Origin of the sequence: Candidatus Burkholderia verschuerenii, assembly GCF_001189365.1 — a bacterium.
Classification (GTDB): Bacteria; Pseudomonadota; Gammaproteobacteria; order Burkholderiales; family Burkholderiaceae; genus Caballeronia; species Caballeronia verschuerenii.
Genome location: NZ_LFJJ01000095.1, coordinates 1 through 26,979 on the forward strand (window position 1 = coordinate 1; position 26,979 = coordinate 26,979).

General features: G+C 63.2%; 16 protein-coding genes and 4 pseudogenes. 8 read left to right on the forward strand and 12 right to left on the reverse strand.

Features of this window, described 5'->3' with window-relative positions:
• Nucleotides 1–474: 474 nt before the first annotated feature.
• The 4 genes and pseudogenes from glgX to treY all read left to right on the forward strand — a co-directional run bounded on the left by glgX (nucleotide 475) and on the right by treY (nucleotide 9,826).
• A pseudogene (gene glgX / locus BVER_RS16725) lies at nucleotides 475–2,696 on the forward strand (glycogen debranching protein GlgX).
• A 130-nt stretch (nucleotides 2,697–2,826) separates the two neighbouring features.
• Complete coding sequence (gene treZ, locus BVER_RS16730) at nucleotides 2,827–4,680, forward strand: malto-oligosyltrehalose trehalohydrolase (RefSeq protein WP_232316591.1); 1,854 nt, start codon at nucleotides 2,827–2,829, stop codon at nucleotides 4,678–4,680.
• The gene (malQ, locus tag BVER_RS16735) at nucleotides 4,677–6,842 is read left to right on the forward strand and encodes a 4-alpha-glucanotransferase (protein WP_050454271.1); all 2,166 of its coding nucleotides are present in this window, start codon (nucleotides 4,677–4,679) and stop codon (nucleotides 6,840–6,842) included. The genes treZ and malQ overlap by 4 nt, the downstream gene beginning before the upstream one ends.
• Before the next feature lie 38 nt (nucleotides 6,843–6,880).
• A complete protein-coding gene (gene treY, locus BVER_RS16740) occupies nucleotides 6,881–9,826 on the forward strand; it encodes a malto-oligosyltrehalose synthase (protein ID WP_050454272.1) in 2,946 nt (981 codons plus the stop codon).
• Nucleotides 9,827–9,845: 19 nt separating this feature from the next.
• On the opposite strand, the pseudogene BVER_RS16745 reads toward treY, so the two are convergent.
• Nucleotides 9,846–11,211 (reverse strand): annotated as a pseudogene (locus BVER_RS16745) (hemolysin family protein).
• 71 nt (nucleotides 11,212–11,282) lie between these two features.
• Nucleotides 11,283–12,392: a sensor histidine kinase gene (locus tag BVER_RS16750; RefSeq protein ID WP_332309121.1), complete on the reverse strand. Its 1,110-nt coding sequence runs from the start codon at nucleotides 12,390–12,392 to the stop codon at nucleotides 11,283–11,285.
• A 534-nt stretch (nucleotides 12,393–12,926) separates the two neighbouring features.
• Between BVER_RS16750 and BVER_RS16755 the strand changes: the two genes are divergently transcribed.
• From BVER_RS16755 to BVER_RS16765, 4 genes and pseudogenes are all read left to right on the forward strand, one after another.
• A complete protein-coding gene (locus BVER_RS16755) occupies nucleotides 12,927–14,195 on the forward strand; it encodes a flippase (RefSeq protein WP_050454273.1) in 1,269 nt (422 codons plus the stop codon).
• A gap of 1,116 nt (nucleotides 14,196–15,311) precedes the next feature.
• A pseudogene (locus tag BVER_RS33975) lies at nucleotides 15,312–15,728 on the forward strand (glycosyltransferase family 4 protein); the annotation flags it as partial.
• Between the two features lie 286 nt (nucleotides 15,729–16,014).
• A pseudogene (locus BVER_RS30260) lies at nucleotides 16,015–16,355 on the forward strand (FKBP-type peptidyl-prolyl cis-trans isomerase).
• A 17-nt stretch (nucleotides 16,356–16,372) separates the two neighbouring features.
• Nucleotides 16,373–17,140, forward strand: a complete 768-nt coding sequence (locus BVER_RS16765; RefSeq protein ID WP_050454298.1) for a helix-turn-helix domain-containing protein — start codon at nucleotides 16,373–16,375, stop codon at nucleotides 17,138–17,140.
• 63 nt (nucleotides 17,141–17,203) lie between these two features.
• Here the strand turns inward: BVER_RS16765 and purF are convergent, their stop codons facing one another.
• From purF to truA, 10 genes are all read right to left on the reverse strand, one after another.
• The gene (purF, locus tag BVER_RS16770; protein ID WP_050454274.1) at nucleotides 17,204–18,769 is read right to left on the reverse strand and encodes an amidophosphoribosyltransferase; all 1,566 of its coding nucleotides are present in this window, start codon (nucleotides 18,767–18,769) and stop codon (nucleotides 17,204–17,206) included.
• Between the two features lie 163 nt (nucleotides 18,770–18,932).
• Nucleotides 18,933–19,445, reverse strand: coding sequence for a CvpA family protein (locus tag BVER_RS16775; protein ID WP_050454275.1), 513 nt, complete (start codon nucleotides 19,443–19,445; stop codon nucleotides 18,933–18,935).
• 9 nt (nucleotides 19,446–19,454) lie between these two features.
• Nucleotides 19,455–20,153: an SPOR domain-containing protein gene (locus tag BVER_RS16780; protein WP_050454276.1), complete on the reverse strand. Its 699-nt coding sequence runs from the start codon at nucleotides 20,151–20,153 to the stop codon at nucleotides 19,455–19,457.
• Between the two features lie 37 nt (nucleotides 20,154–20,190).
• Nucleotides 20,191–21,501 carry a bifunctional tetrahydrofolate synthase/dihydrofolate synthase gene (folC, locus tag BVER_RS16785; RefSeq protein ID WP_050454277.1) on the reverse strand — a complete coding sequence of 437 codons (1,311 nt, stop codon included), beginning with the start codon at nucleotides 21,499–21,501 and terminating at the stop codon, nucleotides 20,191–20,193.
• A 73-nt stretch (nucleotides 21,502–21,574) separates the two neighbouring features.
• Nucleotides 21,575–22,447, reverse strand: coding sequence for an acetyl-CoA carboxylase, carboxyltransferase subunit beta (gene accD / locus BVER_RS16790; RefSeq protein ID WP_050454278.1), 873 nt, complete (start codon nucleotides 22,445–22,447; stop codon nucleotides 21,575–21,577).
• 81 nt (nucleotides 22,448–22,528) lie between these two features.
• Nucleotides 22,529–23,332 carry a tryptophan synthase subunit alpha gene (gene trpA / locus BVER_RS16795; protein ID WP_050454279.1) on the reverse strand — a complete coding sequence of 268 codons (804 nt, stop codon included), beginning with the start codon at nucleotides 23,330–23,332 and terminating at the stop codon, nucleotides 22,529–22,531.
• A gap of 72 nt (nucleotides 23,333–23,404) precedes the next feature.
• Nucleotides 23,405–24,256, reverse strand: coding sequence for a DNA-methyltransferase (locus tag BVER_RS16800; RefSeq protein WP_050454280.1), 852 nt, complete (start codon nucleotides 24,254–24,256; stop codon nucleotides 23,405–23,407).
• A gap of 11 nt (nucleotides 24,257–24,267) precedes the next feature.
• Nucleotides 24,268–25,461: a tryptophan synthase subunit beta gene (gene trpB / locus BVER_RS16805; protein WP_050454281.1), complete on the reverse strand. Its 1,194-nt coding sequence runs from the start codon at nucleotides 25,459–25,461 to the stop codon at nucleotides 24,268–24,270.
• Nucleotides 25,462–25,509: 48 nt separating this feature from the next.
• On the reverse strand, nucleotides 25,510–26,178 hold the full coding sequence (locus tag BVER_RS16810; protein ID WP_050454299.1) for a phosphoribosylanthranilate isomerase: 669 nt from the start codon (nucleotides 26,176–26,178) through the stop codon (nucleotides 25,510–25,512).
• Nucleotides 26,175–26,978, reverse strand: coding sequence for a tRNA pseudouridine(38-40) synthase TruA (gene truA / locus BVER_RS16815; RefSeq protein ID WP_050454282.1), 804 nt, complete (start codon nucleotides 26,976–26,978; stop codon nucleotides 26,175–26,177). Before truA ends, BVER_RS16810 begins: the two co-directional genes overlap by 4 nt.
• Between the last annotated feature and the right edge of the window lies 1 nt (nucleotide 26,979).

Below are 26,979 nucleotides of genomic sequence, written 5' to 3' on the forward strand. Positions count from 1 at the left end.
GCTAACCGAGGTAGGGCCGAATAACGATCTAAATGATGTCGTGTGCAAGGTCGTTTCGCAGATCATCTGCCGGTGGCCCAAACGGCCCTAAACCAGCCGCGTAGTGAGGCCGGAGTAAGCCGAAGTGGACCGTTACCAGGGTGGGCGAGAAAGCGGTGATCGCATGGGAACCAGCGCCCAGACACACGGCGCGAACACTCGCTACTGCTGTGCCAAGTCTAAATTCCTGTGCCGCGGCCGCTCAAGAAGGTGCTTAGGATCGGCCAAGCGGCTTTCTTTGGTTACTTTTTTTGCCGCCGCAAAGAAAGTGACCCCTCCGCCGGGGAGGCGGCTACTGCAAAAACCGCACGACAAGAGACCCATACCCCAAACCAAGCGCAAGAGCTCCCGCACAACACCCGACAAAGCACCACAAAAAAAACCCGCCTAAACTAACCCCCGCGCGCAAGCAAAAAAACCAGAGGATTGGGAAATATGCCAAATGCACTCCCCGACAAATTACTCCCGGGCGCACCCTACCCGCTCGGAGCCAATTGGGACGGACTAGGCGTCAACTTCGCGGTCTTTTCATCGAACGCACATCGCATCGAACTGTGCCTGTTCGACAGCACCGGCCGCAAGGAACTGATGCGTTTCGACTTGCCCGAATGCACCGACGAAATCTGGCACGGCTATCTGCCAGGCGCGCATCCGGGCATCGTGTACGGCTTTCGCGCGCACGGTCCGTATCCAGCCGCAGCACGGACATCGCTTCAATCCGCATAAGCTGCTGCTCGACCCGTACGCGAAAAAGCTCGTCGGTCCGTGGCGATGGTCCGATGCCCTGTTCGGTTATCGCGTGCATTCGAATCGGCTCGACATGTCGCTGGATCGCCGCGACTCCGCGCCCGCGATGCCCAAATGCATCGTCACCGACGACGCCTTCGACTGGTCGCGCGACGTGCGTCCCGATGTGCCGTGGGGCGAAACCATCATCTACGAAACGCACGTGCGCGGTGCATCGATGTGTCGCGGCGATATTCGTCAGCATGAGCGCGGCTCGTTCGCCGCGCTGTCGTCGCCCTGGTTCATCGAGCATCTGCAGAAACTCGGCATTACCGCCGTCGAATTTTTGCCGGTGCACGCGTTTCTCAACGACCGCTTTCTCGTCGAACGCGGACTGCGCAATTACTGGGGCTACAATACGGCCGCGTTCTTCGCGCCGGAGCCGTCGTATCTGTCGACGCATCGCCTCAACGAAATGCGCATCGCCGTGCGGCAACTGCATGCGGCAGGCATCGAAGTGATTCTCGACGTCGTCACCACACCTGCGAAGGCAACGAACTCGGCCCGACCGTGTCATGGCGCGGGCTCGACAACGCGAGCTATTACCGCCTCATTCCCGGCGACGAGCGGCATTACATCAACGAGACCGGCTGCGGCAACACCGTGAACCTGTCGCATCCGCGCGTGCTGCAAATGTTGATGGACTCGCTGCGCTACTGGTGCACCGCGTTCAATATCGACGGCTTTCGTTTCGATCTCGGCGTGACGCTCGGGCGCGAAGGCCACGGCTTCGATCCCGGCTCCGGCTTCTTCGACGCTATTCGACAAGACCCCATTCTTTCGACGCGTAAGCTCATCTCCGAACCGTGGGACATCGGCCCCGATGGTTATCAGGTGGGCAATCATCCGCCGGGTTTCGCGGAATGGAACGACAAGTATCGCGACGGCGTGCGACGTTTCTGGCGCGGCGACGCCGGCATGCGGCCCGATCTCGCCGCGCGTCTGACGGGCTCGGCGGAATTGTTCAATCGGCACTTCAGAAAGCCGTGGGCATCGGTCAATTTCGTCGCGTCACATTACGGCTTCACATTGGCGGACGTGACCGCCTACACGCACAAACACAACGAGGCCAATCAGGAAGGCAATAACGACGGTCATAATGAAAACTGCAGCGCAAATTGGGGCGTGGAAGGCCCGACCGACGACCCCGCGATTCTCGATCTGCGCGAACGTCACGCGCGCTCGATGATCGCCACGACGCTGCTCTCGCTCGGCACGCCGATGATGCTCGGCGGCGACGAGTTCGGACGCACCCAGCGCGGCAACAACAACGCCTACTGTCAAGACAACGAAATCTCGTGGATCGACTGGGACGCCGCGCACACGCCAGCCAGACCATGACGGATTTCATCGCGCGCACGATCGCGCTGCGCAAAAAATACCCGGTGCTGCGCGAAACGCGCTTCCTTTACGGCGATCGCGAAGTGCTGCCGGGCCTCTACGACGTGAGTTGGTTCGACGAACGCGGCAATGCGCTGACCATTGAGGCATGGCAGGACCCCGAAGGCCGCGCGCTGACATTGCGAAGAGCAGGTCCCGGCCTGAACGGCGAAATCGATGTGATTCTCCTCATGTTCAACGCTTTCGCGCAAAGCTTGGCTTTCACGCCGCCCGCGCCGCACTTGGAATGGAATGTGCTCTTGGATAGCGCGGAACCGAATGCGGTCGAACATCCGCTGGTGGGCGGCGCCGAGCTCGAAGTCGCCGCGCACAGCATCGTGGTGCTGCTCGCGCAGCCGACCGGCGACGCCGACTGGCAAGCCGTCTGGATGGCGGGGCCGTATCAGGGGCCGCGTCTGCTCACGGCGCTGCCGCCCGACCCGGGAACGATGGTTCCGCATCGACCGCCCGAGATCGATCAGACGCAGTGAACGCAGTCACTATCCGCAGGCAACCCCATCCGGCTGGCTCGTCGAAACCGAACGGGAATTTCGCTGCACGCGCAGCATACAAGCACTCACATCGTCAGAACGTCCGATCGATCCGCACAAGCATCATCACGTGCATAGCCTGCCGTTCGGCGCGCATCTCACGGGCACGAAATGCGAGAACCCTCGCACGCGCTTTCGTTTCTGGGCGCCGTCGCGCGAGTCGCTGCAAGTGGAAGTTCAACGCAAGGGCAGCGACGCGCCCGAACTCGTCGATATGCAGCGCGCCGGCGACGGCTGGTTCGAAGCGGAAGTCGACGGCGGCGCGGGGATACTGTATCGTTATCGAATTGATAAAGATTTGGCCGTGCCCGATCCCGCTTCGCGCTTTCAGCCGCAAGACGTGCACGGCCCGAGCGAGGTGATCGATCCGCGCGCTTACGAATGGACGAACACGAACTGGCATGGCCGCCCGTGGGAAGAAACTGTGCTGTACGAGTTGCATGTCGGCACGATGGGCGGATACAAGGGCGTCACCGCGCGTCTTCCCGAACTCGGCGTCACCGCCATCGAACTGATGCCGCTCAACGATTTTTCCGGTACGCGCAATTGGGGTTACGACGGCGTGCTGCCCTACGCGCCCGACTCGTCGTACGGTCATCCCGACGAACTGAAGACGCTCGTCGACACCGCGCACGGTCTCGGCCTGATGGTCTTTCTCGATGTGGTCTACAACCACTTCGGCCCGGACGGAAACTATCTGAGCACCTATGCAAAGACATTTTTCCGCGAAGGCGTGAATACGCCGTGGGGTCCGGCAATCGATTTCGAGCGTCCGCAAGTGCGCGACTTCTTCTTCGATAACGCGTTGTACTGGCTCAACGAATATCGCTTCGACGGCTTACGCCTCGATGCGGTGCATGCCATCGACGATGACGAATGGCTGCGTCAACTGGCGGACCGCATTCGTTCGTCGGTGGAAGCGGGACGTCATGTGCATCTGGTGCTGGAAAACGAGCGCAACACGGCGAATCTGCTGGAAACGCATTTCGACGCGCAATGGAACGACGATTCGCACAACACGCTGCACGTGCTGCTGACGGGCGAGGACGAGAGCTACTACGGCGCGTATAGCGACAAGCCGATCGACAAGCTCGCGCGCATTCTCTCGGAAGGCTTCGCGTATCAGGGCGATCCGTCGCCGATCCACGATGGTGCGCCGCGCGGCGAATCGAGCGCGCATCTGCCGCCCACGTCCTTCGTGATGTTTTTGCAGAATCACGATCAGGTCGGCAATCGCGCAATGGGCGATCGTCTGCGCTCGCTGACCGACGACGAAGCGCTCTACGCCGCGACCGGCCTGTTGCTGCTGTCGCCGCAAATTCCGCTGCTGTTCATGGAAGAGCAATACGGTTCAACGCAGCCGTTCCTGTTCTTCACCGACTATCACGACGAACTTGCCGATGCCGTGCGCGAAGGCCGTCGTCGCGAGTTCGCGAAGTTTTCCGCTTTCACCGATGAAAAGAAGCGCGCGTCGATTCCCGATCCGAACAGCGTGAAGACCTTCGCGATGTCGTCGCCGCAAATCGGCGGCAAGCAGGACGAAGCCGATCGGCTCGCGTGGCTGCATTTTTATCGCTCGGCGCTAACGGTGCGCGCGAAGCTGATCGCGCCGCGTCTGCGTGGCACGAAGTCGCTCGGCGTCGATGTGCTCGGCGAGAAGGCGCTGATCGCGCGTTGGAAACTCGGCGACGGCGAGACGCTCAGCATCGCGCTCAATCTCGCTGCGCAGCCGGTCGCGCTGAAAGACGCGCCGCAAGGCAAGCTCGTGTTCGAGACGCCTGCGCGCGCCTGCGATCGCGCAAGCGACGGCGAACTCGGCGGCCACACGTTCCTCGCGTGGCTGACGGGCGAAGTGAACCAGTTCGCCATCGCCAACGACGCGCGCCGTTTCGAGCCGTCGCACGCGGGGGGAAACAGAACGTGAGCGCGACCACCACCAAAACGGGCGACGCCGCCACGCTGAGCCCGATCGAAGCACTCGCCGCGCGCGCCGGCTTCGAAGTCGAATGGCAAAACGCGCACAAGAAGATGCAGCGCGTGCCCGAAACCACGCTGCGCATCCTGCTGGAAAAGCTCGGGCTGCCGTGCGGCAACGCCACGCAGATCAAGCAGAGCATGGCCGCGATCGATGCCGAAACGACCGGCCGCAAGCTGCCGCCGCTGATCACGGCGGAAGTGGATCGCGCGATCGCGCTGCCGGTGTCGGCGGCGAAATCGGGCGCGCGCTATCGCATCGAGATGGAAAGCGGCGAAGTCATCGACGGACGATTCACGACGCCGAAGGGCGAAACCGCCCTGCTCTCGCCGATCTCGGAGCCGGGCTATCACACGCTCGTCATCAACGACCATCGCACGACGCTGGCCGTCGCGCCCACGCGCTGCTACACGATCGACGATGCCTGGCGCGCGCTGAACGATACCGACGAAAACGCGCCGCCGTTGTGGGGCGTCGCGGCACAAGTCTACGGACTGCGACGCGTGGGCGATGGCGGCATCGGCGATTTCACGGCGCTGGCGACGCTCGCGACACAAACCGCGCGGCGCGGCGGTCACGCGGTCGCCATCAGCCCGATGCACGCGATGTTCAGCGCCGAGCCGAACAAGTTCAGCCCGTATTCGCCGTCGTCGCGACTGTTCCTGAACATCGCGCATATCGATTTAGCGGCGGTGCTCGGTGCGCCCGCCGCGCGCGCGGCCATCGAAAAAGCCGGCGTGAAAAGCGAATTCGACGCGCTCGAAGCGCTGACGCTGATCGACTGGCCGCGCGCCATGACAGTGCGTCTCGCGATCCTGCGCGCGTTGTTCGAAACCTTCTCGAAAGATGAAGCATCGCCTTTGCACAAGGACTTTGCTTCGTTTGTCGAGGACGGCGGACGGCCGCTCGAAGATCACGCGCGCTTCGAGGCCTTGCAGGCTGAACAGATCGCCCGGCATGGCGATGGACACTGGCGCAACTGGCCCGACGAATTGCAGGACCCGCGCAGCGAGGCGGTGACGGCCTTCGCGGAAGCGCATCGCGACGAAGTGCGCTTTTATCTCTTCACGCAATGGCTCGCCGCCAAGGGACTCACGCACGCGCAGCACGCCGCGCGCGATGCCGGCATGGCCGTCGGCCTCGTCGCCGATCTCGCGGTCGGCTGCGACAGCGCGGGCAGTCATGCGTGGTCGTATCGCGAGGAAATGCTGACGGGCGTGTCGGTTGGCGCGCCGCCCGATCTTTTCAATCAGGCGGGTCAATCGTGGGGACTCACGACCTTTTCTCCCCGCGCAATGCGCACGCAAGGCTTTTCCGCGTTCATCGACATGCTGCGTTGCGCGTTCAAGTGCGCGGGCGGCGGCATCCGCATCGACCATATTCTGGGCTTGCGCCGCCTGTGGCTGGTGCCTGAAGGCGAAAGCGCGAAGGACGGCTCGTATCTGCGCTATCCGCTCGACGACCTGCTCCGTCTGATTTCGCTGGAATCGTGGCGGTATCGTGCGATCGTCGTCGGCGAAGATCTGGGCACCGTGCCGCCCGGTTTCACCGAGCGATTGCAGGAGCACGGATTGCTAGGCATCCGCGTATTGTGGTTCGAGCGTACGGAACAAGGCGATGGCTTCAAGCCGCCGCGCGACTGGGATGGCGGCGTCACGGCGACCACGACGACGCACGACCTGCCGACCGTCACCGGATGGTGGCGCGGCGAGGACATCGTGTGGCGTTCGAAAATCGGTCAGACGATGGCGCGCGCCGACGGTCGCGATGCGGTGGAAGTCGCGCTGGAAGAACGCGGCGAGGATCGCAGGCATTTGTGGCGCGCGTTTCAGGATGCGCAGATCGCGCCCGCCGATGTCGATGCTCCGGATATCGACCATGCGCCCGTGGACGAAGCGCTGGCCTTCGTGGCCGCGACGCCCGCGCCGCTCGTCACGTATCCGCTGGAAGATTTGCTGGCGCTGGTCGAGCAGCCGAATTTGCCCGGCTCCATCGACGAGCATCCGAACTGGCGCCGGCGTTTGACGAAACCCGTCGACGAGCTGTTTCTCGACGACGCCTTTTGTGATCGCTTGCAAGCGGTAGACGACGCGCGCAAGCGTTCAGGATAACCCAACAATACTGACTCGTCACGACAAGCGGACTCACCATGACCGTACCGCGTTCCACGCTCAGGTTCCAGCTTCACAAAGGCTTCACCTTGGACGATGCCGCCGCGCAAGTGGACTACCTCGCATCGCTCGGGGTGAGCCATGCCTATGCATCGCCGATCACGACCGCCACTTCGGGCTCCACGCACGGCTACGATGTAGTCGATTACGCGCGGGTCAATCCCGAGCTCGGCGGCGAAGAAGCCTTGCGCCGCTTCGTCGAGAAGCTGCGCGAACATGAGATGGGCCTGATCGTCGATATCGTGCCGAACCACATGGGCGTGGGCGGCGCGGAAAACGCATGGTGGCAAGACATACTCGAGTGGGGACGCCACGCGGCGCACGCGCATTTCTTCGACGTCGACTGGCATTCGCCCGATCCGGCGTTGCGCGGCAAGGTGCTCGCGCCGTTTCTCGGCGCGGCTTACGGCGAGGAATTGCAGGCGGGCAAGATCAAGCTCGCGTATCGCGCGGACGAAGGCCGCTTCGTCATCGAGTACTACTCGAACGTGTTTCCGGTCTGCCCGGTCGATTACCCCGCGGTGATGCAGGAAGCGCCCGAACTCGCGCAACGCTTCAGCGGCCTCACGACGCAACCCGCCGATCAACCCCGCGCCGCCGATGCCCGCACCGCGCTCGCGACCATCGCGCAGACCGAGGACGGCCAGGCCGCGATCGAGGCGATCCTCGCCGCGCACGCGCCTGATACGCCAACCGGGCGCGAGCGTCTGCATCGGCTGCTCGAACGTCAGCACTACCGGCTCGCGTGGTGGCGCACCGCCGCCGACGAAGTGAACTGGCGGCGCTTCTTCGACGTCAGCACGCTCGGCGGCGTGCGCGTGGAGCGGCCCGAAGTGTTCGAGGCATCGCATGCGCTGATTTTCCGGCTCTTCACCGAAGGACTGATCGACGGCGTGCGCGTCGATCACGTCGATGGCCTCGCGGAACCGCGCGAATACTCGCAACGTCTGCGCGCGCGGCTGGAGGAATTGCCGGCGCAACGTCCCGAAGCCTTGCGGCACGGCAATGGCCGCACGTACTTCGTCGTCGAGAAGATTCTCGCGCGCGGCGAACCCTTGCGGCGCGACTGGCAAGTGGACGGCACCACCGGCTACGACTTCATGAACGACGTCGGCGCGCTGCTGCACGATCCGGACGGCGCGCAACCGCTCGCGGCGCTGTGGGCGGAACTGACCGGCCGCAGCTCGAGTTTCGCGGAGGAAGCGCTGATCGCGCGTCGCAAGATCCTCGCGGAAAATCTCGCGGCGGAACTGGATCGCGTGACGCGCGCGCTGCATCGTTTCGCACGCGATGCGCAGACCACGCGCGATTTCACCTTCACGTCGATTCGTCGCGTGGTCACGGAACTGGTGGTGCATTTTCCGGTGTATCGCATCTATCCGGTCGGCGGCGTGCGCAGCGCGGAAGACGAGCGCTATTTCTCGCAGGCGCTGGACGCCGCGCGGGCATCGCTTGCGCGTGCCGATCATGTGGTGCTCGAACAGGTCGCGCAATGGCTCGGCGGCAAGCTGCCCGACGAAGCGCCGGCATCGCAGCCGGAACGTAGCGAACGTAGCGAACGCACCGAGTGCCCGCGCGATCGCACGGCGGACCGCAATCGCGATCGCAATCATGCGCAGGCGCCAGCGGGACAGAATCCGCCGCCGACAAGCGGATCGCAGCGTCGCGCCGCGCAGACGCTGTTCTCGCAACTGACATCGCCCGTTGCAGCGAAGGCTGTCGAAGACACCGCGTGTTATCGCTATGGCCGGCTGATCTCGCGCAACGAAGTCGGCGCGGACCCGGGCGAATTCTCGCTGTCCGTCGAGCAATTCCACGACGGCAATCAGGAGCGCTTCACGGCGTTTCCGCACGCGATGCTCTGCACCGCCACGCACGATCACAAGCGCGGCGAAGACGTGCGCGCGCGCATCGCCGCGTTAAGCCAGATTCCCGACGAATGGGCCGCGACGCTCAAACAATGGTCGACGCTCAACACGCCCTTGCGGCGCGGTCCCGAAGGCGGTCACGGCGAAACGATCACCAACGGTGACTGGTCGCCCGGTCCCGCTGCGGAGGCGATGCTCTATCAGACGCTGGTCGGCTGCTGGCCGCTCACGCTCGATCCGGACGATGCCGCCGGCGTGCACGAACTCGCGGAACGCGTCGCGCAATGGCAGTTGAAAGCGCTACGCGAAGCGAAGCTGCGCACGAGCTGGTTCGCGCCCGACGAAGCCTACGAGAACGCGTGCAAGGACTTTCTGTTCGATATCGTCGCGCCGCAGCGTCGCGAGGGCTTTCTGCGCGAGTTGTCGGCGTTCGTCGGCCGCATCGGGCCGCTCGGCGCGATGAACAGCCTGCAGCAGACCTTGCTACGGCTCACGTCGCCCGGCGTGCCCGATCTGTATCAGGGCACGGAGTTGTGGGATTTCAGCCTGGTCGATCCGGACAATCGCCGTCCGGTCGATTACGACCAGCGCCGCGAATGGCTCGCGGATATCGAAGCGAAAGGGCCGCCGTCCGAACAACTCGCGAACTGGCGCGACGGACGCGTGAAGCTCGCGATCGTGCGGCGCGCGCTGGCGTTGCGCAAGCATTGCGAGTCGCTATTCGCACAGGGCGATTACATTCCGTTGAAGGTCGAGGGCGAGCAGGCGAAGCATGTGATTGCGTACGCGCGTCATGCGGGCAGCGCCTATGCCGTCACGATCGCGACGCGCCTCGCCGCGCCGTTGCTCGATGCGACCAGCGACGTGCCGCTGGTCGATCCGCACAAGTGGGGCGATACGTCGATCGTGCTGCCCGAAGCGCTGCATTCGCGCGCGTTGTTCGACTGGTTGAGTCAGAACGCGCCGAAGGCGGAAGGCGCGCGCCTGCTGATTCGCGACGCGCTCGCCGTGATGCCCGTCGCGCTGCTGGTGGAAGAAGGCGTGCCGAAAGCTTGATCGGCCTTAATGCGCGGCCTCAATCCGCTTCTTCGAGGGCTTCCTCGCGAGGATAAACGCGCACCAGCACGATGCGCGGGCCCTTCATCTTCTTCACGACGATATCGAAACGGTCGAATTCGACGCGTTGTCCTTCGGTCGGCAGATCGCCGAGCGCGTTGATGACGAGTCCGCCGACCGATTCCGCGCGCCCTTCGTCGATATCGATGCCCAGCGCGCGCTCCAGCGACACCACCGGCAAGCTGCCCTTGCCCATCAGCGTGCCGTCGTCCATGCGCGACCAGTCGGCATCGCCCTGACGTAATTCGTCGTGAATCTGGCCGACCAGCGCGCCCAGCAGGTTATCCAGCGTGATGAAACCGATCGGCTTGAAACCCTTTCTGCCGACAATCGCGAAATGCGGCGCGCCCTTGCGAAAGCGCCGGAACAGTTCGAGCGCCGACAGATTCGGCGCGACGTATTGCACCGGTCGCACGTGACGCGACAGCTTGTCGATCTTGTCGGCCTCTTTCGACAGGCTGAAATTGAAGCCGCGCCCCGTTCGATCGCCCGCCAGCAGCAAGTCCTTCAGATGGATCATGCCGACCACGCGCTCGCCCGATGCATCGGCATACAGCGGATAACGCGAAAAACGGTGACGCGAGATCGTCGCGAGGTTGTCGCGCATCGGCAGGTCGTCGCGCAGGCCGACGAGTTCGTGCGCGGGCCGCATCAGGTCCGACACCGTCATGCGGCTGAAATCTAGCGAATGCGCAATGGTCTTCCACTCGTCCTCGTTATACGACGACGCGCCGCCCATATGCCGGCCGCGCAGAATCAGCTTGAGCTCGTCGGTCGAATAATGCGTGTCGTGGCCGTGCTCGCCCGACATGCCGAACAGACGCAGCACGAAATTCGCGCTCGAGTTCAGCACCCAGATGAACGGATACATCAGCCAGTAGAAGCCGTAGAGCGGCATGGCGAGCCACAGCCCGACCTGTTCCGAGCGGCGGATGGCCCACGACTTCGGCGCGAGTTCGCCGACGACGGACGATATGCAAAAAGGAGATGACGGAGAACGCGAAGAACAGCGAGATGGACTCGACCAGCTTCTCCGACTGAATGCCCAGCAGATCGAACAGCGGATGCAACAACGTGGCAAAAGCGGGCTCGCCGATCCAGCCGAGCCCGAGCGATGCCAGCGTAATGCCCAACTGACACGCGGACAGATAGGCATCGAGTTGCCCGTGCACCTTCGCGAGCAAGCGGCCCGGCAAGCCGTTCTTGCGCGCGATGGCCTGTACGCGCGTCGCCCGCAGTTTGACGAGTCCGAACTCCGCCGCGACGAAAAAACCGTTCAGGGCGACGAGCAACAATGCGCCGATGAGCGCGACAACCTGAGCCAAAGCAACTCTCTCTGAGAATGGAAAGCGTCAGTATATGGGCGACAGGCAATCGAAAGTCAATTTACATCGCGCTACATCCCTGCGACCGGAATACGCACCGACAGCGTGACTTCGCCGCCATCGACGATATCCGTGTGCTCGAACGCGCCGCCGTGCGCCTCCGACACGCGTTTGCACAGCGCCAGGCCCCACGCGATGCGGCCCGTTTCGCGCGGCTCCAGCGCCTGACGCCGCGAGAACGCCTCCAGCACGTGCGGCGACGCGGCATCCTTCAGCGCCTGCGCCGATGCCGTGAAACGCACGTCCGTGCGCCACATGTTGCCTTCGATATTGCTCGGCACGCTCACTTGCGCGTCGCGCGGGCTGGCTTCGGCGGCGAACGCCTGCATCAGCCACAAGGTCTGCATCAGACGTTCGGCGTCGCCTTCGACCTGTTCCTCGGCGAGCGGCGAATCGAGCGCGATGGTCACGCCACGCGCATTGGCCACGCCCGCGCGCGCCAGCGATGCGCTGCGCTCCAAAACCGGACGCACGGCCACCGGCGCGAGCTTGAGCGCGACCGCCTTGGTTTCGGCGCGCGTTGCGTCCACGGTTTGTTCGATCAGTTTCACCTGCTGCTCGACGCCCGAACGAATGCCCGTCAGCGCGCGTTGCGAGGCGGGATCGTTGGCGTCGACCTTGCGTTCGAGCACGTAGCCCCAGCTGTGGATCGCGTTGAGCGGACCGCGCAGATCGTGCGACACGATCGACAGCACGTGATCGCGCATGAACAGCGCGACCTCGGCCCGCAGATGCGCGATACGCGACGCCACTTCGTCGCTGCCGCCCGCGTTCGCGCATGGCGACACGATCAGCGTGACGGATTGCGGCCCCGGCAGCGCGAGCACGCTGAAGGTGCGCATCGTCTCGTCCTCGCCGATGACCACTTGCGCGCGACGCGTGCCGTTGCCGGCGAGCGCGGCATCGGCGGCCATGGCGAGCGCGGCGGCGAGCGGCGCGGTCTCGCCCAGCATGCGGCCCGTGAGGGATGACGGATCGACGTCGAATACGTGGGCGAAGACGGCATCGGCGGAGAGGCAGCGTTGCGCCGCATCCAGCACGAGCACGCCGTCATTTCCTGCCACGGACCCATCGCTGGACTGCGTGCCGGTATCGACCGAACCGGAAAAAGACGTGGTCACGATTTTGTATCCTTGCTTTTATTGAGGTTGCGGTTAATGGCTTCGGAATTCACGACACATGCTGCGGATCACGCGAAAATGTCGTGCGGGCAAACCCTGCAAGTCTTTGTGCAGGCCATTATATGTGACGGTTCGATCCTGATGCGCCGCGCGTGCCGGCAGGATCGCCGGGGCTTGGGCAAGCAAGCGTCATACTTGGCCGCCCGATCGTTCGGGGTTTCGGGCGAGTCGCGCGCATACCAGCGTTTCCCGGCAGATTCAAGAGCCGGGCGCTCGTCTGGCAAAGGTCTTGCGTGGGCCATCCCACTGAGCGTTCGTTTCAATTGCTTTTAAATGATTCATACAGAACGCCTCGCGTCACTGAGACGACGCTCGATCCGACACACGCGCTACGGGCCGCGACACGGTAGCCCGAATATGCGAACCTTCCTGGCCCGCGCCTGACGACGGGCCGCTCCCGCGACCAACACATCAAACGACGACCTCTGGTGCGTCATTCGTATTCAATCGCTCAAGCCGGGGAACCAGCGCTCGATGGCATCGTTCAGAAAGAACTTCACGATATTGATGACCCTGCAGGTGTCCACTTACGTGGCACCGCTGCTGACGCTGCCGTGGCTCGCGCGCGTGCTCGGTCCGAACGAATATGGACGGCTTTCCTTCGCGCTTGCCTTCACCGCGTACTTCATCACGCTGACGAACTTCAGCTTCTCGCTGACGGCGACGCCCAGGGTGTCCATCAATCGGGACGATCGCGCGATGCGCTCGCGCGTCTTCTGGGAAACGATGGCCGCGCAAAGCGTGCTGGCCGTCGCCGGTTTTCTGTTTCTGCTCGCGCTCACGTTCGCCGTGCCGCATCTCGCGGAAAATCGCGCACTGTTGTTGACGGGCTTCGGCATGGCGGTCGGCGCGATGCTGATCCCCACGTGGTATTTCCAGGGCATCGAGGATCTCGGTCCCATCAGCATTCTGGTGTTCGCGGGCCGCGCGCTGAGCGTCCCGGCGATGTATCTGTTCGTGCGTCATCGCGACGACGTCTATCACGCGATGCTCGTCAATGCGCTGGTGCCATTGCTGTCCGGTATCGCGATCTGTGCGTATCTCTACTTCAAACGCGAACTGGACTTCGTGCCGGTCTCGCTCAAGACCGCGTTGCATCGCCTGAAGGAAGGCTGGAGCGTGTTCATGGCGACGTCGCTCGTCGAGATTTATGCGTCGAGCAATATCGTGCTGCTGACGTTCATCTCGGGCAACGTCGCGGCCGGTTACTTCGCCGCGGGCGACAAGCTGATCCGCGCCGCGCTCGGCATGTTGCAGCCGCTTAAGACGGCCGCGTATCCGCGCGTGAGTTTCCTTATGCATCACGCGCGCGAAGACGCGTTTGCTTTCCTGCGCAAGATGTTCGTGCTGCAGGGAAGCATCGTCGCGTTCATCTCGGTGTGCATCTTTTTCGGCGCGCCGCTCGCGGTGAAGCTGCTGTATGGACCGCAGTTCGAACCGACCATCGACGTATTGCACTGGATGGCCTTCGTGCCGCTGATGTCCGGCCTCTCCGATCTGTTCGGCGTTCAGACCATGCTGCCGCTCGGCCTGAAGACCGCGTTCAGCCGCGTGCTGATCGCGTCGGCGGTGCTGAACTTCGGCTTGCTCGCGGTGCTCGCCAAGCTCTTCGGCGAACAGGGCGCGGCGGCGACGGTGCTGGTCGTCGAAGCATCGATCGCGGCGGCGATGGCATTCACGCTTCACCTCGAAGGCGTGCCGCTGCTCAAGCGTTCCATCACCACCGAAAGCGCGGGTTCGTGATCCCGGCGCGATTCGTGCATCACACTCGGCGCACGCAAGTCGATCTGCTCGGGAAAACTTAGGGATTTCTGTCGATTAGCTTAACGTCCTACTCGCAATCGAATCGCCTGTATGTGGCGTCGCGCACTGAAGCAAGTGCTTTGAGCGGCTAACGTATCGGTAGGATACCCTGTCTAACGATTCGACGAGCGATATCGTCTGACGAACGATCGATCGAAATGCGTGAACGTGTTGCCACGCGGCTTGTAAAGGCTCACGTCGACAGAATGCAGATAACGCAATCGTAAGTTCCATGCCCGGCGGTTCATCGCAGGCATTGAGTCTCTCGCCGCTTATGGCGCACACATGAAATGCCCGCTCCCGAGCTCCGCAACGCATTTGCTTACACGCGTGCAAGCCTCGGACGACGCGGCATGGTCCCTATCAATCTCCGATGGACGGCACACATGAGCCGGTTCATGCTGTTCATCGACGAGGCGCGCTGCCAAGGTGCCACCCAAGCACAGGAGACGGCTGGTGAAGTTGGGAATCTACTGCGACTCGGGGATCAACGGCGGTCACGAAGAGATGCTCAAGCGCTACATGCAAGCGCTCATCGCGAGCGCGGACATCGATACGCTTCATGTTCTCGTGTCACGGCTCAACGTCGAACTGTATCGGCATGTCGAAGCATTGGCGCACGCGCATCCGAAGGTCAGGCTGCACGCGCTTTCCTATACCGCCGAATCGATTCAGGGCGACATGATCGCGATAGCGCGCATGACGCGATCGACGGCGGCGTTGCTGCGCGCGCTGCAACTGCCCAAGCTGTTGATCGCGCAAGGCACGATCGCGTCCGGACTCGCGGGCTTGTTCGCCGCGCGGCTCGCCGGCGTGAAGGCGGTGACGTATCTGCCGCTGGTCGATGAAGCGCCCGTCAACGAAGGCGGCATCAAGACGATCAAGTGGCTGATCAAGCGCGCGTTGTATCGCCTGCCCGACGAATACGTCACGCTCAACGAACATCTGCGCGGCAAGCTCAATCGTCTCGCGCCCAACACGCTGACGACCACGCTCGAAAACTACGTCGACGATCGCTTCAATCATTCGGCGCTCGACAAGCACAACGCGCGCGTCATGCTCGGCTTGCCGGATGACGGCAGACGCATCGTCGCGCATATCGGCCGCGTGAATTTTGCGCAGAAGCGTCAGGACTTTCTGATGGACGCGATCGAACGTCATGCAGGCGCGTTCAGCAATACGCTCGTGCTGATCGTCGGCGAAGGCGCGGACGCGCGGTCGCTGAAGGCGCGCATCGACGCGAGTCCGGTGTTGAGCGCGTGCGTGAAGATGACGGGGCCGCAAGTCGACGTGCTGCCGTACATCATCGCGAGCGATGTGCTCGTGCTGCCGTCCGCGTATGAAGGCGTGCCGCTCGTGATGATCGAATCGGTGCTCGCGGGACGGCCGATCGTGGCATCGCGCGTATCGGGTCTCGACGCTTACTTGCCGCCGAGCCTGCTGTTCCCCGCCGAAGATGCGAACGCGATGGTCGAACGCATCGTCGCCGCGCCCGATGTTCCGCTCGACGGCCTCACCCGCGCCTTCCGGCGACGCTTCTCGCGCGAAACCTTCGATGCGCAGGCGCAGCAAAGCGTCGCGCCCGCACGGACGTCGCGCGGCAAGCCGAGCCACGCCAAGCGCGAGCACTCCGACGCGCTGGTGAAAGTAGTCGGTGAAGTCAGCGCGCCGCCTGACCGCTTCCCGTCGACGAACTACAATATCGGTTTCGACTACCGGCACATGGCTTCATGGCCGGGCAACCAGGGAGCAACCCAACATGGCGATTGTCACGACCGATTCCGGCCTCAAATACGAAGACATCACGGAAGGCAGCGGCGCCGAAGCCGTCGCGGGCAAGACCGTCAGCGTACATTACACGGGCTGGCTGACCGACGGCCAGAAGTTCGATTCGAGCAAGGACCGCAACGACCCGTTCGCATTCGTGCTGGGCGGCGGCATGGTCATCAAGGGCTGGGACGAAGGCGTGCAGGGCATGAAGGTCGGCGGCATGCGTCGCCGACGATTCCGCCGCAACTCGGCTACGGCGCGCGCGGCGCGGGCGGCGTGATTCCGCCGAACGCCACGCTCGTGTTCGAAGTGGAACTGCTCGACGTTTGAGTCGCTCATCGCTCGCGATGAGCCACGTCCACACCATCCATCGTCCTTCCGTGACGCTGCGCCGCTATCAGGCGGTGTCGGCGACGGATCTGCAAGACTTCCATCAGATTGTGCTCGGCTTCGACGGCGCGATGGGCATGGCGGTGGACGGGCTCGAAGCGAGCATCGATGCGCGCCGCGCGTGGATCATCCCGGCGGGCGCATCGCACGATTACTGGGCCGAGGGCGAGAACCGGCAACTGGTGCTGGACTTGCCCGCGTCGTCGGTCGCGATACCGCGCCGTTTTTTCGAACGCGCGCGCACCGTCGAACTCGATGCCGGCATGACGCAACTCGTCGCGGATATCGCGCTGCGCGCGCATGCCGACGACCTCACGCTGCCCGGCCGTTTTTCGTGGCAAGCCGCCACGCATCTATGCAGCATCCTGATGGCCGACGCCGATCGCGAGCACGCGCTCGATCTCATGCGCGGACTCGACTTCGCGCGCATCGACCGCTGGCTGCGCGCGCATCTTTCCGAGCCGCTGCGTATCGCCGATCTCGCCGCGCATTGCGGCTTCGGCATGCGGCGCTTTCATCAGCTCTTCAACGAAGCGTTCGGCGAGACGCCGCATCGGTATCTGCATCGCTTGCGGCTGGATACGTCGCTGGCGTTGCTGGCCGATCCGCGCGCGACGCTGTCGGATGTCGCACTCGATGTCGGATTCGCCGATCAAAGCGCGTTCACGCATGCGTTCTCGAAGCGCTTCGGCGTGTCGCCGGGGCAATGGCGTTGCCGCGCCTAGACGTAGTAAAAAAGCCCGCACGTCCTATCGAACGAGCGGGCTTTCGAACAGCGCCGAAACGCCTTATTCCATCGACAACTGCAAGTGCAATTGCGAACGCGAAATGCCGCCTTCCTGCGCGTCGCTCGCCGCATCGCGATCCGATTGCGATTGCGATTGCGATTGCGATTGCGGTGCAAGACGCGCGCTCTCGATGCGATCAAGATAATCGGTCGTGATATCGCCCGTGATGTAGTTGCCGTCGAAGCACGATGCTTCGAACTCCTTGAGATTCGGATTGATGTCGCGAATCGCGCTCTTCAGGTCTTCGACATCCTGATAGACGAGATAATCCGCGCCGATCATGCGCGCCACTTCCTCGTCGCTGCGGCCGTGCGCCACCAGTTCGCCGCGCGTCGGCATGTCGATGCCGTACACGTTCGGGAACTTCACCGGCGGCGCGGCGGAGGCGAAGATCACCTTGTTCGCGCCTGCATCGCGCGCCATCTGCACGATCTCATGCGAAGTCGTGCCGCGCACGATGGAATCGTCGACGATCAGCACATTCTTGCCCTTGAACTCGATCGCCATTGCATTGAGCTTCTGACGCACCGACTTCTTGCGCACCGCCTGGCCCGGCATGATAAACGTGCGGCCCACATAGCGATTCTTGAAGAAGCCTTCGCGATACTCGACGCCGAGTTTCGCGGCGACCTGCATCGCCGCGGGACGCGACGAATCGGGAATCGGCATCACCACGTCAATCTCGACATCCGGCAGCACGCGTTTGATCTTCTCGGCGAGATAGTCGCCCATACGCAGACGCGCGTTGTAGACCGGCACGCCGTCAAGGCACGAATCCGGCCGCGCGAGATACACGAGTTCGAAAATGCACGGATTGAGCAGCGGCTTTTCCGCGCACTGATGGCTGTGCAGATTGCCGTCGCTGTCGATGAAAATCGCTTCGCCCGGTTCCACGTCGCGCACGAATTCGAAGCCGATGCCTTCGATCGCCACCGACTCCGACGCCACGATCCACTCCACGCCCGTCGACGTCTCAAGCTTGCCGAGCACGAGCGGACGAATGCCGAACGGATCGCGGAACGCGACCAGCCCGTAACCCGCGATCAGCGAGACGATCGCATACGAACCCTTCACTCGGCGATGCACGCCCGCGACGGCTTTCCACAGCGCGGCGGCATCGAGTTGCAGACCCGAGCTCGCGAGTTGCAATTCGTGCGCGAAGACGTTGAGCAGGACTTCCGTATCGGACGCGGTGTTGATGTGCCGCCGGTCGATGCGGAACATCTCGTCCTTCAATTGCTGCCAGTTGGTCAGATTGCCGTTGTGCGCGAGGATGATGCCGAACGGCGCGTTCACGTAGAACGGCTGCGCTTCTTCCTCGCTCGACGCGGAACCCGCCGTCGGATAACGCACCTGACCGATGCCCACATTGCCCGGCAGACTGCGCATGTTGCGCGTGCGGAACACGTCGCGCACCATGCCGTTGGCCTTGTGCATGTGGAAGATGTTGCCGTTCACCGTGGCGATCCCCGCCGCGTCCTGGCCGCGATGCTGCAGCAGGAGGAGGCTGTCATAGATCAGCTGGTTGACGGGGCTCTGCGAAACTACACCTACGATGCCGCACATGGCATGGTCCTTCAAAGAGTCGAAACGGTAGATGAGGCGTTGCCGGACTCGGCCGCTCTCTCAAAATTGGGCCGCAAGCGGGGCACAATCGATTGAGCGAACGGCCTAGCCGTCGCGCGTTCTCGTGTAGCTGGCCGTTCGTCTATTGTGCTGGGTTTTGCGCCTAGTCGCTCGGGACTTCGGGCACATGCACATACGCGGCGAGCGTATCGGGGAGCAGCGGTCTCAACAGGCGCACGCTCTGCTCGACCGTCGGTCGCAGCAGCGCATCGCGCCAAAATTCCATTTGCGGCAGTTCGGTCAAGCCAGCCAGGGCGACCAGAATCACCACCAATATAGCGCCTCTCGCGAGGCCGAACAGCAGGCCGAGCGAGCGGTCGACGCCGCGCAGGCCGGTCACTTCGGTGATGCGCGTCAGCAGTGCCGACAGCACCTGCGACAGCAGCAACACCGCGCCGACGACCAGCAGAAACGACACCAGCCATTGCGTCAACTGGCCGCCCGGCCAGGTCGACGGAATATAGGGCACCACCAGCCCGACGAAGCGTCCGCCGATCAGGATGGCGACGATCCAGCCCACCAGTCCGAACGCTTCGGACACGAGGCCGCGCCACATTCCGCGCAGCGCCGACAGGACGATCACCGCCATCACGGCATAGTCGAAAAACGTAAACATCGACTGCGCTTAGTTCGATTGCCGCGCGCCGCCGCCGAGACCTGCCCGGCGCACCTTCGCGAGTGCCGCTTCCGCCGACGCGCGATCCGGGAACGGACCCGCGCGCAGCAGCGACTTGGTGCCGCCATCGGACAGCTTGCGATGCTCGAGATATGCGGGCACGCCCGCGGCTTTCAACTTGTTGACCCAGTTCTGCGCTGCCGTTTCGTCGTCGAACTGGCCGATTTGCAACACGAAGCGGCTGCCGGCCGCGCCCGATGACGGCGCGCTCGGCGTGGCAGGCTTGGCTTGCGCTTGCGTGGATTCTGTCGATTCGTCGGCTTGCGGCTTGGCGGCGGGCTTCGGCGTCGCGGCCGGCTTGGCGTCGGCCTTCGGTGCGGCGGCGGCGGCGCGCGACGGCTTGGCGGCCGGCGCCGGGCGATTCGGGATATCGATGGAAATGTCGTCGGTGACGGGCTTCGGGCGCGAATCCAGCACCATCGGCAGGACGATGACGGCGGCCAGCACCAGCGCGATCGCGCCGACCAGACGTCGCCGCGCGCGCTGCTTTTCCGGCAGAGTGGGGTCGAGCATCATCGCGTCGGCATCGGTGCGCTCGGTCCTGCGCGTGCGGCGCTCCGTGCGGACGGTGTGACGCGCGCCGCGCGGTGAGTCGGAGTATGCGTCGCGACCGGAATCGTCTTTCTTGCCGAACGAGAAAAGTCCCATGTATGGCTTGGTGCGTGAGGCGCTGGGGCCAGTCGCCTCAGTGATGCTGCGATTTCCGGTAAGCCATGACGCCGGCTACCGTGTAGAAACTGCCGAAGACCAAAATTCTATCATTTTCAGACGCCCGATTTAACGCATCTCGAAATGCATCGACGGGGGTCTCGAACCGTGAAACGCTGCTGTCGGGGCCTTCGTTGACACCGGCTTCACGCAGCGCGGCTTCCAGCTGATCCGGCGTGGCAGCGCGCGGCGTGGGCAGCGCGGCGACATTCCAGTAATCGACTTCGCTCGTCAACCGCGACACGATGCCTTCGATGTCTTTATCACCCATCGCACCGAACACCGCGTAAGTGTACGGAAAATAGCCCATGTTGCCGAGATTTTGTGCCAAAACGGCGGCAGCGTGAGGGTTGTGCGCAACATCCAGAATGATTTGCGGCTTGCCCGGCAGCACTTGAAAGCGCCCGGCGAGTTCCACATTGGCGAGTCCGAGGCGGATATCCTGCGCCGAAACCGGCAGCAGGCTGCGCAAAGCCTCGAGCGTGGCGAGTGCCGCCGACGTATTGATCAGCTGATTCGCGCCGCGCAACGCGGGATAAGCCAGCGCGGAGCGCCGCTGTTCGCGTCCGAGGTAGCTCCATTGCTGACGCTCGTTGCCCGGCTGCGCTTCGTAGCGAAAATCACGGCCGACCAGCCACAGATCCGCACCGATCGCCTCCGCATGATCGACCAGGCTCTGCGGCGGCTGCGGATCGCCGCAAACGGCCGGTTTGCCCGCGCGGAAAATGCCGGCTTTCTCGAAGCCGATTTTCTCGCGCGTATCGCCCAGATAGTCCGTGTGATCGATGTCGATGCTCGTCACCACCGCGCAATCCGTATCGACGATATTCACCGCGTCCAACCGCCCGCCGAGCCCGACTTCCAGCACGACCGCATCCAGTTTGCGCGACGCGAACAGATGCAGGATCGCGAGCGTCGTGAATTCGAAGTACGTCAGCGACACCGGTTCGGGCAGACTCGTGCGCGCCTTCTCGACCGCCTCGAAATGCGGCAGCAGGTCCGCCTCGCTGGCATCCACGCCATCGATGCGCGCGCGCTCGTTGAACGCCAGCAAATGCGGCGACGTATGGCAACCCACGCGAAACCCCGCCTTCAGCAGGATCGCTTCGATGATCGCGCAGGTCGAGCCTTTGCCATTCGTGCCGCCGACCGTGATGACCGGGCATTCGAAGCTGAGGCCTAAAGCGTCCTTGACGCGGCCGATGCGCGTCAGGCCCATGTCGATGCCGACCGGATGCGCCGCTTCCAGATGGGCAAGCCACGCGTCGAGTGTGGGGAATGTATTCATTTTCGAGATAGCAAAAACAAAAACGCCGCGCGGAACCCGTGGTTCACGCGCGGCGGCGCACCGTTTGTCGATATCAGGCGACGGCGTCGGCGGGTTGCCGCGTCATCAGCGCCATCAGTTGCGCCAGCTCCGCGCGCAGGTTGCGACGGTCCGTGATCATGTCGACCGCGCCCTTCTGCAGCAGGAATTCCGCGCGCTGGAAACCTTCCGGCAACTTTTCGCGCACCGTCTGTTCGATCACGCGCGGGCCGGCAAAGCCGATCAGCGCCTTCGGTTCGGCGATCACCACGTCGCCGAGGAACGCGAAGCTCGCGGACACACCGCCCATCGTCGGATCAGTCAGCACGGAGATGAACGGCAGCTTGGCGTCGGACAGCTTGGTCAGCAGCGCCGTGGTCTTGGCCATCTGCATCAGCGACAGCAGGCTTTCCTGCATGCGCGCGCCGCCCGATGCCGTGAAACAGATAAACGGCACGTTCTGTTCGAGCGCGTTACGCGCGCCGCGCGCAAAGCGTTCGCCGACGACCGAACCCATCGAGCCGCCCATGAACGAGAACTCAAAGCACGCGACCACGCACGGCAGCGTGTGAATCGCGCCGCCCATGACGACCATCGCGTCGGTTTCGCCGGTATCGTCCATCGCTTCCTTGATGCGATCCGGGTACTTGCGGCTGTCCTTGAACTTGAGCACGTCGACCGGCACGACTTCCTGGCCGATTTCATAGCGGCCTTCCGGATCGAGCAGATGATCCAGACGCTCGCGCGCGCCGATCCGCATGTGATGGCTGCACTTCGGGCAAACGTGCAGATTCGCCTCGACGTCGTTGCGATACAGCACGGCCTCGCACGACGGACACTTCACCCATAGCCCTTCCGGGATGCCCTTGCGGCTTTTGGGATCGGTTTGTTTGATCTTCGGCGGCAACAATTTGTCGAGCCAGCTCATCGTAATTCCTTCAGTAATCGGGTTGCCGCGGCGCGCGGATGGTCAGGGATCGCGCGGCGCGGCGACGAGTGACGAGTGTATTTACTTGGCCGAGTCCAACGCCTGACGAATCTCGGCGATGAAGCTCGTCAGCGACGCGGCGGCCGTGGCCGGCGGCGCTTCCTTCAGCAGTTGCACGAGACGGCTGCCGATCACGACGGCGTCCGCGACATCGGCCACGGCGCGCGCGGTTTGCGCGTCCCGGATGCCGAAACCGACGCCCACCGGCAGGGGCACATGCGACTTGATGGCCGGGATTTTACTCGCGATGCTGGAAACGTCCAGATTCGCCGCGCCGGTCACACCTTTCAAGGAAACGTAATAGACGTATCCGCTGGCGATTTTCCCGACCTCCGCGATGCGTTCGTCGCTCGACGTGGGCGCAAGCAGGAAGATCGGATCGATGTCCGCCGCGCGCATCGCCCGGCCGAAGTTTTCGGCTTCTTCGGGCGGATAGTCGACCACCAGCACGCCGTCGACGCCCGCTTTCCGGGCGGCTTGGGCGAACGCTTCGGCGCCCATGCGTTCGATCGGATTCGCGTAGCCCATCAGCACGACGGGCGTCTTGTCGTCGGTTTCGCGGAAGCGGGCGACATCGGCGAGCACTTGCTTCAGCGTGACACCACGCGCCAGTGCGCGCTCCGACGAACGCTGAATGACGGGACCATCGGCCATTGGGTCGGAAAACGGCACGCCGAGTTCGATGACGTCCGCGCCGCCCTTGGCCAGCGCGTGCATGAATTCCACCGTCTGCTCGGGATTCGGATCGCCAGCGGTAATGAACGGAATCAGCCCTTTCCTGCCTTGCGCGGACAGCGCCGCGAACGTGTTCTTGATTCGAGACATGTTGAATTCTCTTCATTGGCGACAGATGCGCGATCGACGCGCTTCTGTCACGATCAGACGGCGAAAAAGGCGTTATTCGGCAGCTTCGACAATGATTGGCGCTGAAACGGGCACGCGCACCGGCGCAATCGCTCGCGCTTCGGCGACGCGATCGTGCGCGATCTTGCAGTAATCTGCATTGATCTCGTAACCCGTGAAGTGCCGTCCGTGCCACGCACAGGCGACGGCGGTCGTGCCGCTGCCCATGAACGGATCGAGCACGCGGCCGCCCGGCGGACAGCTCGCCAGCACCATGCGCTCGACGATTTCCAGCGGCTTTTGCGTCGGATGATCCACCCGTTCCGCGTGCTGCCGATGCAAACGCGACACCAACCACACATCTTTCGGGTTATAGCCCATCTCCAGCCACTTGCTGCCTTCGAAGATCTTGCGCGACCGCGCCTTTTTCGTGACTGCGTCGTAGGGAATGCGTACCGGATCGAGATCGAAGTAGTAATCCTTCGATACCGCGAAATAGCCAATGTTATCGTGCACCGAGGAGAATTTCCGCGTCGTTCCGCCCATGCTCGGGACGCGCCGGTCCCAGACGATCTCGTTGATCATCATCATCCGGCGCTTCAGAAACACGAACAGTTCGGGCGAATATTGCCAGGTGCAAAAGATGTACAGCGAGCCGCTGCGCTTGAGCTTGGGAATCGCCAGATCGAGCCAGCGATACGTCCACTCCAGAAATGCGTCGCCGGACAGCATGTCGGAATCGTTCCCGTAATCCTTGCCCAGACCATAAGGCGGATCCGCCACGATCAGATCGATCGAGGCGTCGGGAATATTCGCGGCATCGGCCAGAAAATCGCGGTTGCGGATGTCGGGATCGGCGCTTTGCAGGGCGCCGACCGATAACGGCTCGTCGAGCACGGTACGCATCGTTCAGGAGCTCAGAACTGAATGCCCGATCGCTCGGCGACCGTATGCATGTCCTTGTCGCCCCGGCCCGACAGGTTCACCAGTAGCACCTTGTCGCGCGGCAGCGTCTTCGCGAGCTTGGCGCCGTAGGCGAGCGCATGGCTCGATTCCAGCGCCGGAATGATGCCCTCGATGCGGCAGCAGTCGTGGAACGCCTTGAGCGCTTCTTCGTCCGTGATGCCGACATATTCCGCGCGCCCGGCATCCTTCAACCACGCGTGCTCAGGTCCAACGCCCGGATAATCCAGCCCCGCCGACACCGAATGCGTCTCGATGATCTGCCCGTTCTCGTCCTGCAGCAGATACGTGCGGTTGCCGTGCAACACGCCGGGACTTCCGCCCATCAGCGAAGCCGCGTGACGGCCGGTTTCAATGCCGTCGCCCGCTGCTTCGACGCCGATCAGCCGGACATCTTTATCCTCGATATACGGATAAAAGATGCCAATCGCATTCGATCCGCCGCCAACGCACGCGATCACCGTATCCGGCTGACGGCCGGCCACTTCCGGCATCTGCACGCGGCATTCGTCGCCGATCACGCGCTGGAAGTCGCGCACCATCATCGGATATGGATGCGGTCCCGCCACCGTGCCGATGATGTAGAACGTGTTCTCGACGTTCGTGACCCAGTCGCGCATGGCTTCGTTGAGCGCATCCTTGAGCGTCTTCGAGCCCGATTCCACCGGCACGACCGTCGCGCCGAGCAGCTTCATGCGATAGACGTTCGCCGCCTGCCGCTTGACGTCTTCCGAGCCCATGTAGACGACGCATTCCATCCCGAAGCGCGCCGCGATAGTCGCGGTCGCCACGCCGTGCTGACCCGCGCCGGTTTCGGCGATCACGCGCGGCTTGCCTATCTTTCGGGCGAGCAGCGCCTGGCCGATCACGTTGTTCACCTTGTGCGCGCCCGTGTGGTTCAGGTCTTCGCGCTTGAGGTAGAGCTGCGCGCCGCCGAGCATCTCGCTCCAGCGTTTGGCGTGATAAATGGGCGACGGACGGCCGACGTAATGCTTCAGCTCGTAGTCGTATTCTTTCTGGAATTCGGGATCCTGGCGGGCCGTGTCATAGGCCACACGCAGTTCATCGAGTGCATGGATCAGCGTTTCGGAAACGAAAACGCCACCATATTGGCCGAAATGGCCTCTATCGTCGGGTAAGTTGTACATTGCATCACTCTCTTGTCCACAGGCTCGCGCACGGCGAACCTGCCAGATTCATTCAGCGTCCGCGGCGCGCACTGCGCGCACGAACGCCGCCATTCGGGCGGGATCCTTCACGCCCTTGGCGCCCGGCACTTCGATGCCGCTCGAGACATCGACCGCGTACGGGCGCACGCGCCGGATGGCTTCACTGACGTTTTGCGCGTTCAACCCACCACTCAAAACGGCCCGATGCCCGAGATCTGTTGGGATAAATGACCAATCGAAAACCCTTCCGCCGCCGCCGAAGCCCTCGACGAGGGCATCCAGCAAAATGCCGTCTGCGGCTGCATAGTTAAGTGACGATTCTAGCAAATCACTTGCGGCTGCATCAGGCCCTACACGCACTGCGCGCCAATAGGGCAAACCCGCAATCGCCGCGAGCTCGGCGCATTGTTCGGGCGTTTCGTCGCCGTGAAACTGCAAAAGCGTCAACGGCACAACCGATGTCACTTCGCGGATCCATTCGGGCGTCGCGTTAACGAACAAGCCGACCGACGATACCAGCGGCGGAACGTATCGCGTCAATTCGACCGCCTGCGAGACGCTGACCGAACGCGGGCTCGGCGGATAAAACACGAAACCGACCGCATCCGCGCCCAGTTCGACCGCGTGCTCGACGTCGGCCTGCCTGGACAATCCGCATAGTTTGATCCTGGTGCGATGAAGGTCGCGATCGGTCATTTCGTGTCCATCCACACTGCGCTCCAGGGCATGCTTTCGATATGCGGCGGCGGCACCGCGAAACGTTCAGGATAGCCGACCTCGGCCAGATACAGCCCGTCCGGCATGAAGGTCGGCGCAGCGATGCGGCGGTCGCGCGCGGTGAGTACGTCCGCCATCCACGATGCCGGATGCCGGCCTCGCCCGATGGCGACGAAACACCCCATCAGATTGCGCACCATGTGATGCAGAAACGCGTTCGCGCGGAAGCGAAAATGCACGAAGTCGCCCTGCTCGCGCACATCGATCTGATACAGATGCTTGACTGGCGTCTTGGACTGGCAATCGGCGGCGCGGAACGACGAGAAATCGTGCTCGCCGAGCAGGCACGCGGCCGATTCGCGCATCGCGGCGACATCGAGCGGCGTATGGACCCAGCCCGTGCGCTTCGACAGCATCGGCGAGCGCACCGGATTCACGTAAAGCACGTAATAGTAGGTGCGCTCGAACGCGGCGAAGCGGGCGTGGAAGTCGTCGGGCATCGGCTTGGCCCATTGCACCGCGACGCTGTCCGGCAAAAACGCATTCGTGCCGCGCACCCAGGAGAAATCGGTGCGCTCGAGGTCGGTATCGAAATGCACGACCTGGCCGAGCCCGTGGACGCCCGTATCCGTGCGGCCCGCGACCACGGTCTGAAGCGGCGTCTGCGCGAATTCCGCCAGCGCGCGCTCCAGCGCATTCTGAACCGTCTTGCCGTGCGGCTGGGATTGCCAGCCGCAAAACGCCGCGCCGTCGTACTGAATGCCTAGCGCAATCCGCATA

Coding starts and splice junctions, on each gene's coding strand:
- treY (WP_050454272.1), top strand. CDS start 6,881: ATGACCGTACCGCGTTCCACGCTCAGGTTCCAGCTTCACAAAGGCTTC.
- BVER_RS16755 (WP_050454273.1), top strand. CDS start 12,927: ATGGCATCGTTCAGAAAGAACTTCACGATATTGATGACCCTGCAGGTG.
- BVER_RS16765 (WP_050454298.1), top strand. CDS start 16,373: ATGAGCCACGTCCACACCATCCATCGTCCTTCCGTGACGCTGCGCCGC.
- purF (WP_050454274.1), bottom strand. CDS start 18,769: ATGTGCGGCATCGTAGGTGTAGTTTCGCAGAGCCCCGTCAACCAGCTG.
- BVER_RS16775 (WP_050454275.1), bottom strand. CDS start 19,445: ATGTTTACGTTTTTCGACTATGCCGTGATGGCGGTGATCGTCCTGTCG.
- BVER_RS16780 (WP_050454276.1), bottom strand. CDS start 20,153: ATGGGACTTTTCTCGTTCGGCAAGAAAGACGATTCCGGTCGCGACGCA.
- folC (WP_050454277.1), bottom strand. CDS start 21,501: ATGAATACATTCCCCACACTCGACGCGTGGCTTGCCCATCTGGAAGCG.
- accD (WP_050454278.1), bottom strand. CDS start 22,447: ATGAGCTGGCTCGACAAATTGTTGCCGCCGAAGATCAAACAAACCGAT.
- trpA (WP_050454279.1), bottom strand. CDS start 23,332: ATGTCTCGAATCAAGAACACGTTCGCGGCGCTGTCCGCGCAAGGCAGG.
- BVER_RS16800 (WP_050454280.1), bottom strand. CDS start 24,256: ATGCGTACCGTGCTCGACGAGCCGTTATCGGTCGGCGCCCTGCAAAGC.
- trpB (WP_050454281.1), bottom strand. CDS start 25,461: ATGTACAACTTACCCGACGATAGAGGCCATTTCGGCCAATATGGTGGC.
- BVER_RS16810 (WP_050454299.1), bottom strand. CDS start 26,178: ATGACCGATCGCGACCTTCATCGCACCAGGATCAAACTATGCGGATTG.
- truA (WP_050454282.1), bottom strand. CDS start 26,978: ATGCGGATTGCGCTAGGCATTCAGTACGACGGCGCGGCGTTTTGCGGC.